Below are 9,927 nucleotides of genomic sequence, written 5' to 3'. Positions count from 1 at the left end.
GTTGACTCGGGAGATCGTCTGAATGGCGTTGATGCCTCGGTTTTCTTTGTCCAGAAAAAGGGTGTGGAGCTTCTTTTCGTCAAAGCCTGTCTGAAGTTTTGCGACAACGATCATGAGGCCGTTTTTACTGAGTGCAAAGTGTTCTAGGACTTTCTCCTCGGTGAGGTCACCATTTAGGCTTGCGGCGCTCTGCTCATCCTGGTTGCTGGAGTAGACGATGTGAATCGGGGCATCGGCGTACTTGGCGTATTTTGGGTCTTTGACTAGCTCGTTGAAGTGTTTCTCTACGGCGGATTTGTAGGCGATGGCGGCTTTGATAGAGTAGCAGGCAAGCATGGCTTTGCCGGTGCCGCGTATCTGGCGGTAGACATCTTTGACAAGGAGGTCAGCGACGTACTGGGCAATGGCGTCTATTCGGTCGCGGTTCTCGTAGATTTGCTTCTTGTCAGCGTCTTTGTACTCTTTGGTGGTGAAGCCTGCCAGGGGATTGCTGGGGAGGTCGAACAGCATCTTGGAGGCGACTGGGACGATGTTTTTGAGAGGGTTGAGAATGAAGCCGTCTTCGATGGCTTCTTTCATGGTGTAGCTGTCAAAGGGCTTCCAGAGTTTCTCGCTCTCGGCGTAGCCGCTGAACTCACCAAACCGTGCGAGCGCGTTGTCGTCGGGGGTGGCAGTGAAGCCGATGATGAGGTTTTTCTTTCGTGGGCCTGCAACATAGGTGGTCGCATTGTCAAAGCTGCCCTGTAGCTCGTCGAAGATGCTGACCATTTCTTCATGCTGATCGCCACTGTTGGAGCGGTGGATTTCATCAATGAGAAACACGATTCGCATCTTGGCGAGCTTTTGCAGTACTTCGTCGTCGAGCATTTCGCGCACAGCCCCGAACTTCTGGAGGTTGACAATGACCAGGCGAGTGTCTGAGGAGAGTGCGTCTAGGAAGGTCTTTTTGGTGCTGGCCTCTTTTACCATACTCCGGTCAATGTTCATGTTGAGCAGGAGGGAGTCAATCTGGCTACGGAGCTGGAGGCGATCCACGACGATCATGATCTTGTCGTAGACGTATGCGCCGTCGCGGCGTAGGTCTTTTAGCTGGGAGGCGGACCAGCCGATGATGTTGGACTTGCCAAAGCCAGCGGCGTACTGCATGAGCAAGGAGTAGACGTTTTTGTTGTTGGAGTAGGCGCGGCGCTTGTCGAGCAGCTCTTTCTTCTTGGCTTCGCTGACTCCGACGAGCTGCTTTTCGAGGAGCTTTTCAAAGTAGTCGGGCTCTTGCTCGTGTTCGAGGAACTCGTCTATCTTTGCCATGATCTTGTCGGTGCCGAATTTTTGCTTGGGGCGCGGGGAGATGAGCTGACCGGCTTCTTTTTTGGTTTCCTTGACGCCGTTGTTGATGAAGACATCGCGCTCGATGAAGTTGTAGTAGAGGATTTCCTTCTCGATCATGAACTTGCCGTAGTGGGCGGCGAAGAGTTCTTTGAGCTTGTCTTTCTTCTCAGCGTGGGGATTGATCAGGGGATACTGTTTGAAAACGCCGTGGGCTTTCTTCTCGGTCTCTTCCCGGTCGAACTTGTTTTCGCGGCAGGAGGCGAGAATGTCATCGAAGAAATCCGCAATGGTGCGGATGACATAGGTCTCGCCAATGTCGGTGGTGGTGATGTGGATGGCTTTCTCAAAAATCTTGAGGAAGTCTTTGCGGTAGGTTAGCTTCTCTGCGTCACTAAGGAGGGCGTTGCTGTCAATGTGCTGGTGGTAGATTCTGACCGCTTCAAAGTAGTCCTTAATTACCTTCCCGCGTCCGTTCTTGCTGGCGTTCTGGTTGGTGTAGTTGCTCTTGAGTTCGCTGTAGCCGAGGTAGATTCCATTGACAAAAAAGACAATGTCGGGGCGGAAAGAAAAGAGCTGTGCGCCGTTGAGTTTGTATTTGTAGGGAAGCTCCTGGACAACCGAGAAGATGTTTTCGTCGAAGAGGTCGTTTCCGTGAATGACGCTGTCGCTGGTGTAGAAGAGATGGAGTTTGATTCCCTGAAGTGTGATGGATTTATTGCCGTTGAGAAACAGCGCCATGTTGCGGCTACTGGCAATGCGCTCTTGAATCAGTTCGATGGCATCTTTCAGCAGGGCTTTGGCATTGCCACTGTATTTTCTCAGGAGAGCTTCGTAGGATTTTTTATTGAGGCTTGACTCCGAAAGAAATTCTAGCAGGTCTTCTTCAATAATCAGGGAAGATGTAACAGTATTTGCTTTGACTTCTCTGTATCCAAGATCATTTTGGAGATGTGGGATGAGGAATTTATCTTGGAGGTGTAACTCATTCATTCGGCGGGGGCTGCTTTCGTAACTTTAATTTTCCCTGTTATTACATCATTAATCAGTGTTTTTCGTAGCTCTACTAATTTTGTTATTTGAACGTCTATATTGATAATTATCTGTTCTATAAGGTTTATTTTCTCATTGAGATAATTAGTAATTTTGACTTGTTCAAATATAGGAGGAACAGGTATAAAATCACGTTTTAATTGTTGATAATTTATATTTCTTCCTTCACGAATACCTGTTGTGAGTGTTGCTAAGAAAGAGATAAATTTTTTAGATTTGAAGAGGTATTTGTAATATCCTAAACCTGAAGGGTCAGATTTATAAAAGACTGTATAAGCTGCACTTATGATCCCTCTGTTGTGAGCAATTTCAATGCCTCCTTCAAATGATCTTAGGCTAATTACAAAATCATTTATTTTAACAAGTTTTTGTGAGTCGAAATCTTTTTGAATAGTCATCGTGTGTCTATCGTAAGAATTTTTCAATACAACTCCTCTGTCTTGAGATGCTATTAATAATGGTTCATCTGGATAGCCTTTGCTCCCTCGCTCAGTAAAGATATCTTTATGGCGCTTAATTATCCAATGTTCTGGCACTTCACCAATCCACTCCACACCACTGTCTTTCATCGGCACAGATTTATCCAATCCGCGCGTGACAGTTTCATTGATGAGTGATTGTTTGAGTTGGCTATATTGATTTGCTTTTTGTTTTAGCAAGTCTATCTGTTGGTCAATTAATGCTGTTTTTGCATCAAGATAATCTGCGATGGCTTTTTGAAGACTAAGAGGAATATGTATTATTTTGAACTGTTTGAGTTTTGACGAACTTAGATTTGCTTGATTTGCTGTTTGAATCGCATTAGATCTGCTATATGAGATAAAAAGCTCACTGTTTAAGAAATACCAAAAATATCTATCGTGTTGATTATTTCTCACCCTTAATCTGATTAAATATGATGCAAAAGTTACATTGTGTGTATCCACTTCAACAAGCCCTACTTTTCCAACTAAAGCAGGACTATTAGTTCTGTTAAAAAGTAAATCTCCTCTTTTGATCAGAAGATAGTTTGGTATATCATCAATAAATCTCTTCTGCGGAAAACTTACTTTTCCTTCATCTATATCACCCATTCCTAAAACTTCATACTTGCCAGTTTCTTTTGTTTTTTCAGATGTTCCATAAACGACTTCAGAAAGAATTTCTTTTAGGCGTTTTATCTCCCAATGCTCTGGTACTTCCTCAATCCACTCAATACCACTGTTTTTATAATTCTCATATTTTGAGAAATTACCTTGTATCATAACACTAAGTCCTGTTCCATAGATTTAATCTGTGCATCTATTGCGATAATTTCATCTAGGATGTCCGTCACTTCACTAAGTTGCTCAGGCTTGTAAAAAATTTTATTGAAATTTAATTCCACACCTACTACATTATCAAGATAGACAAATGGCTTACTAATATACCTTTCCATAAAATCTGCAATTGCCGCTTGGTTACTCCCCGCGTCCCTGTGAAACGGAATAATCTCATAGTCTTTTTGATAATCGGGTGTCAGCTCGATGCTAATCTCAATCCGATCCGGCTTCGCTTTGGTAGCTTTCTTCACCGCAGCAGACACCACAATCTTTCCACAGCCTAGCGCGTCTTTCTTACCGCCGACTTCCTTGATGAGTGTCTCTTGATCGTTATCGAAGTAATACACCGCCTCCGCTGTCGTGATACGCAGCGGCTGCTCTTTATAATCGAGGCTAGAAATCAGAGGCTTTAGGGACTGCTCGTGGTAGGCTTCCAGCGACACATAGCCAGCAATATCTGACGTGGTAATCGAGAAATTGGTGAGCAGGATACCACCGCACTCCAGCTTGACGGGCACCAGCTCCAGCGACGTTTCGCGCTTTAGCTCGCCGGTCTTCTTGTCCTCCTTCAGCGGCAACTGGCTCTCAAACGAGTTCCCCGCTTCGTCTACGTTCGTGAGCATGATCGCCTGCTTGTTGAAGTAGAAAAACTCCTTCTCAAACACGCGGGCATAGTCATTGTCCACAAACGCTTCCAAGGTCGCGACAATCTCCAGGCGGCTCGCTTCGTCTACTTCTTTGCGCTTGGAACCCTTGCTCTTCTTCAGCGGCTTGAACTTCTCGCTCGCATTGATGAGCATCACCTTATCCTTGCCCTCTGGCTGCTTCTTCTTATTCAGAACCCAGAGGTAGGTATAGATGCCCGTGTTGAAAAACTCATCGGTGGGAAGCTGAATCACCGCCTCAACAATATCGGTGTCTAGCATCCACTTACGGATATTGCTCTCCGCCGACCCCGCATCGCCGCTGAACAGAGTCGAGCCATTGTGAACCACCACGCCCATCCCGTTGCTATCCAGCTTCGAGATCAGGTGCTGCATAAACAGAAGCTGACCATCAGAGACAGAAGGATGGAACTTGAAACGCCCGGTCTTATCGTTCTCAATATCCTGTGCGTAGCCCTTCCAGCTCACACCATAGGGGGGATTGGCAACCACCACATCGAACTCATCGTTATAAAACTTGTCGTCCACCAGCGTATTGCCATGCTCAATCTTGGAGTCTGGGCGAAACCGGCTCTCGATCTTCGCCAAGGCATAGAGCGCATCGTTCCAGTCCTGCCCAAAGGTCTGTGTCAGGCGCTTCGACTTCTCATTGATCCGATCTTCCACGCCAAAGAGCATGTTGCCACCGCCGCAGGTGCAGTCATAGATTTTCAGGAGCTTGTCACTCTCCTCAATCTTCGAGGCGATAATCTCCGAAATCAGCGCGATCACATCATCGGGCGTGTACTGCTCTCCCGCCGTCTCCGCCGAAATATCCGCCCACTTACGCTTAATATGCTCCTCAAGAGTCGTAATCTCGGAGTTATTGAAAGGCTTCAGGTCAATCTCTGCCCACAGCTTCGTGTACCCTAAAAGAACCTTCTTTGCCTTGAGCTTAGCGATAACCCCCTTAATGTCTAAGAACTTTTCGCCCTCAACCGCATCCACTCCCAGCAAGTCTTTCGTCTCACCGTCGAAGCCCATCAAATACGCTTGAAAATCAATCTCAAAAGACTTATCGTTTTTACAAATATCCGTCAGGGTTTGTCCTTTTTCAAAGACGAAAATATTATAGCCCTGCCCCTTATCACGAATAAGCTCGTACAGATCCTCTTTTTCAATACCCGCAAAAGCCACTTCTCCAATTCCATCTTTAAGCTCATCAAACATTCGCACCAAGCGGCTCTCGATCATTACCAGAGCAAAAAACGGCATCATAAACGATGGCCACTCGGATTCCTTGATCCCGCTCCCTCGCAGAAGGTCCGCTGTTGCCCAGATTTTCGATTCGTACTGAAGTATATTCAAACTCATTTTTACGTTGCTATTCCCATTCCAAAGCGCAACAGAGGCCGCGCTCGCAGTGGGTATTGTAGCACAAGGGCATCCCCGCTCTTTGATAAAAAAAGCCGCCCGCTTACGGCGGGCGGCTGGAGAATTTTGGCACCTTAAGCCGTTTTGTAAGGGCCGTTTTTGGGGAGATCGAACTCCGTACGAATTGCCCCGTTGGCCTTATCCGTGTAGGGAAACGCGGCATCGGCGGTGAGCTGGAGCTGGATGCGCTCGTCGGTGATCTCTTTAAACAAGCGCTCGGTCTCAGCATGCGCACGAGTCGCGGCGTTTTGCTCCTCGGACTGCGCGGCGTTCTTTGCCTTCCATGCCCCCATCGCCACCTCCAGCGCGGTGAGCTTCTCGGTACTCACTCCGGGAAGGGTGTCAAGGCGTGCCTGACGCAGGATCGCATCGGCGGCCTCGGCAAGCCCCGCAAAGCCCAGGTTCTTGAGGGTGATGCCGACATAGTACGCCTTGAGCTGGCTGTGCTCCGTGGCGCTCCGTGCCCACTTGCGTTTCGCGGCAGTCTGCACCCCTTGCAAGAGGCCAATCAGCACCAGGCGTAGCTCCTTCTCCCTTGCGGTGGCACTTTGCTTATCCCCTGTCGCACTCAGATACAGCGCAAGCTGTGCTCGGCACGCCCCGACTTTCGCCAGAAGCGCCGCTGCAAAGCCGACGGGAAGCTCCTCGGCCAGCAGCACCGGCGTGATACTCTCGCGCTGTGCGACTTGTGTAAGCTGCTCCGCCTGATCGAGCCCCTTTACCCAGAGAGCATTCACCAGTCCCCGTGGTCGCCGGGGTGGCTTGGCACTTTTCGTCTCCGTGTCGTCTATCATTGTCTCAGTGTCCATGAACTTGATTCCTCTCTCTCAAAATAACCTCACCAGGATGGTAAAGATCACGGCAAGGTACTGACAGATCGGACACAGCAAGACACATAAAGTTGCAAGGAGGCAAAATAGCACGTCAAGGAACGTTAATAACGCCGCGAGGAGGCTAAATAAGACTGCTAGCACGCTTCCCTAGAGTTCCCCCACTTGTGGGGGTCAGGGGGCACGCTACTTTTCGTCCCAGGCGCGGAGGATCTCTCGGGCAACAGGGGCGGCGGACTTTGCGCCGTAGCCACCGTTTTCGATCAGCACCGCGAAGGCGACCTTGGGGTTCTGGGCCGGGGCAAAGCCGATAAACCACGAGTGGCTTTTCTTATCGCCGTTACTGGTCTGGGCCGTGCCGGTCTTGCCCGCGACTTTAAAAGCGAGTGTGCTAAAGACCCCACGGGCCGTCCCGCTCTCGGTGACCTCGCGTAGGGCTTTGGCGATCACCTCCGCTTGCTCCGGCGTGAGTGGCGTGGCAAGTGTCTCGGGATTCTCTGAGAGAGCATAGTGTGGGCGGCGACGGATGCCTCCACTGGCGATGGTCTGCATTACCGAGGCAAGCTCCATCGGCGTGGCGAGCAGGCTTCCCTGGCCGTAGGAAAGGTCGGGCAGCTCACGCTCCCACTGGGGACGCTCGGGCAGGTGGGTCAGGCCGAACTGTCCCGCTGTCATCTGAAGCGCCTCTGCCCCAACATCAATTCCGGCGTGGGCAAAGTAGATATTCGACGAGCGCACCATAGCCGCAGTCAGGGTCAGGCTTCTCCCCAGCGCCTCGCCCTCATCGTTGGTGATGCTACGGGAGTAGCTCTGGCTGCCGATCTTCCAGCGCACCGTCTCCCGCCCGCCTTTGCCGCCCGAGTACTTCGCAGCGCCTTTTCCCGCCTTGAGAAGCGCAGCAGCAGTCACCGGCTTGAACGCGGAGCCGGGGGGATAGAGCCCGCTAGTTGCTCGGTTGAGCTGAGGCGAGTCTTTGGTTATGGTGACGGGTTTAGTGGGATCGTAGGTCGGAAATGTCGCGGCGGCCAGCACCTCACCGGTTGCGATGTCTAGCACCACGGCGGCTCCGGCACGCTTGGCGCGCTTGGCGATTGCTTTGAGCGCCGCCTCTTGAAGGGTTGCATCCAGCGAGACTTTGACATCCTGGCCTTGCGGAAGCGTGAAGCCCGGCAGGTCTTTGCCCCGCCAGAGCGCCAGCGCCTGCTCCCAGTCCTCCATGCCTTGCAGCGGCGCGGCCAGCGACTCCTCCAGGCCCGTCGGCCCACCCAGTGCGGGCGAGAGCACCCCGACCAAGTGCGCAGTCGCTGCGCCTCGGGGATAGACCCGCTTACCCGCCACCGTCTCCGCGAGCACCTTCCCGTTGCGGTCGAGGAGCCGGCCCCGTTGGATCTTGTTCGAGAGCGCCAGCAGACGTGGGTTTCGGTGGGGACGCACCACGGTATCAGCATCGGGCGTGCGCACCAGCTGAAGCGCGAGCTTGTTGGCGAGAACTGTCTGCGTCGCCAGTGCGGTTATCAGACAGAGTAAGAGCGGGACAGTGAGGGTGAGCGCCAGGCGTCCCAGCCCCTTGTGCACATACGGCTGCACCAGCTCGGGGTCGTGCTGAGCGCGATGCGAGATGCCAAGCAGAAGCCCGATACTCACCCAGGTCATCACCACCGACGACTTCCCAAACGCCACCAGCGGCAGACAGATTCCCGTCAGGGGGAGAAGCCCCAGGCACCCGCAGACAATCACCAGCCCCTGTAAAACAATCAGCACGGTTAGCCCCGTGGCGAGATAACGCTCAAACTCTGAGCGGGTTCGAGGCGCCATGACGAGGCCACGCCAGAGGATCACAGCCAGACAGAGCACGACAATCAGCGGTCCCAGCAGTCCCAGCTCCTCGCCCAGCGCTGAGAACGCCAGATCCGAGCCGCCTCTTGGGATAAAACGTGCTCCACTCAGCCCCAGACCAGCACCACTTGGGCCGCCGGTCGCCATGCCCCAGAGCCCCAGTGCCAGCTGATCGCCTCCACGGGCGGCGTTGTCCCACGGGTGCAGCCACATCTCAACACGGGTGCGAAAGACCCCAAAGTGTAGCACATAGCCCACCCAGCCCCCCAGCCCCAGCGTAATAAGCCCCAGCCAGACAAAGGCGCTTCGGCTGGTCACCACATAGAGCAGCGCCATAAAAGTCCCAAAGAGCACCAGCACAGGCCCGAGGTCTTTGAGAAGGGCAAAGAGCGCCAGAGGCAGGGCGTACATCGCCAGAAGTGGATAGAGATCGGCCCGTCGTGCTTGTGGCGATGTATCAGCAAGTGCCCTCCCCCGGTCCGCCAGATAGCTGGCCAAGAAGAACGCCAGGAGCACTTTCACCAGCTCCACCGGCTGAAACCCGAAGAGATTGAGCTTGACTCCCCCCTGGCCACCACCGAAGACCCCAAGAAGCACAATGAGCAGCACCGAGCCCAGAACATAGAGATAGCTGTAGCGGTGGAGCGGCAGATTCCAGAAGCGCTTCAGAGTCAAGAGCAGAACGCCCACTCCCCCTAGCCAGACTCCCTGTGCCTGGGCAAAGAACGCCATCCGGTCCCGGAGCGGGTCTTTGAGGGCGAACAGGAGCAGCACGCCCAGCACCGAGAGCAAGGCCGCACAGGGCAACAAATACGGATCGGCAACCGGCCAGATACGGCGAAGATGCAGATGGAGCACCAGGAACATTACCAGCAGCCCCAGTGTCGAGAGCCAGAGCGTGGCATTGGCCAAACCCCAGGTACGCACGGCTAGCTCGGGCTCATAAGCCCGAAGCTGCGCTGACGAGAGCACCTTGCGGCGCACGAGGGCATCTACATCCGAGAAAGCCCCCTTTTTTTCACGCTCGCTTAAAACCGCCTTTGCCAGTGCCCCATCGCCGCCCAGCGCCTTGGCAAGCTCGGGAGCCGTTGCCGTGTTGAGGAGCACGGGTGTGGTCGCGGGTGTCTTTGCCACCGAGACCAGCAGGGTTCCGGTCAGCAGAACAATCGCCGTACAAAACAGCAACAGCGCCTCCGTCAAGCGCAGGCGGCGTAGGATCATTGGCGACGCCCCAAAGCCATCTCCCCGCCTCGTTCCTCGGCTCCCCTCTTCCCCTGCCACTCGTTCCTCGTTGGGAAGAGGGGCTGACAAACCCTCTTCCGGCGACGAAGGAGCAAATACGGGAAGAGGGTCGCACGAAGTGAGGGACGAACGAAGCGCGGGGAGATGGCAGATGTGCGGCGTGCGATCAAACCAGGGTCTCCAGGCGATCTACATAGTGGGCCATCGTGGCAAATGCCGCTTCCACCGGCTCCGGAGAGGCCAGATCTACGCCCGCGCTCTTGA

The 9,927-nt window shown here is 52.9% G+C and carries 5 protein-coding genes; all 5 read right to left on the bottom strand.

All coding sequences use genetic code 11. The features are described from left to right. Nucleotides 1-2,316, bottom strand: a 2,316-nt coding sequence (locus RMO15_RS26080; RefSeq protein ID WP_309719678.1) for a DEAD/DEAH box helicase family protein, incomplete at its 3' end; no start/stop codon positions are given. Further along, the gene (locus tag RMO15_RS26075; RefSeq protein WP_309719676.1) at nt 2,313-3,620 is read right to left on the bottom strand and encodes a restriction endonuclease subunit S; all 1,308 of its coding nucleotides are present in this window, start codon (nt 3,618-3,620) and stop codon (nt 2,313-2,315) included. The genes RMO15_RS26080 and RMO15_RS26075, both read right to left, overlap by 4 nt. Beyond that, entirely contained in the window at nt 3,617-5,695 is a 2,079-nt protein-coding gene (locus tag RMO15_RS26070; RefSeq protein ID WP_309719673.1) for an N-6 DNA methylase, read from the bottom strand. The genes RMO15_RS26075 and RMO15_RS26070 overlap by 4 nt, the downstream gene beginning before the upstream one ends. Nucleotides 5,696-5,829: 134 nt before the next feature. Continuing rightward, entirely contained in the window at nt 5,830-6,564 is a 735-nt protein-coding gene (locus RMO15_RS26065; RefSeq protein WP_309719671.1) for a hypothetical protein, read from the bottom strand. Nucleotides 6,565-6,771: 207 nt separating this feature from the next. Further along, the gene (locus RMO15_RS26060; protein WP_309719669.1) at nt 6,772-9,732 is read right to left on the bottom strand and encodes a penicillin-binding transpeptidase domain-containing protein; all 2,961 of its coding nucleotides are present in this window, start codon (nt 9,730-9,732) and stop codon (nt 6,772-6,774) included. Between the last annotated feature and the right edge of the window lie 195 nt (nt 9,733-9,927).

The sequence above is a fragment of the Armatimonas sp. genome, from assembly GCF_031410135.1.
Lineage (GTDB): Bacteria > Armatimonadota > Armatimonadia > Armatimonadales > Armatimonadaceae > Armatimonas.
Note: the sequence above shows the minus strand (reverse complement) of the source record. Positions and strands in the feature narration are given on the sequence as shown.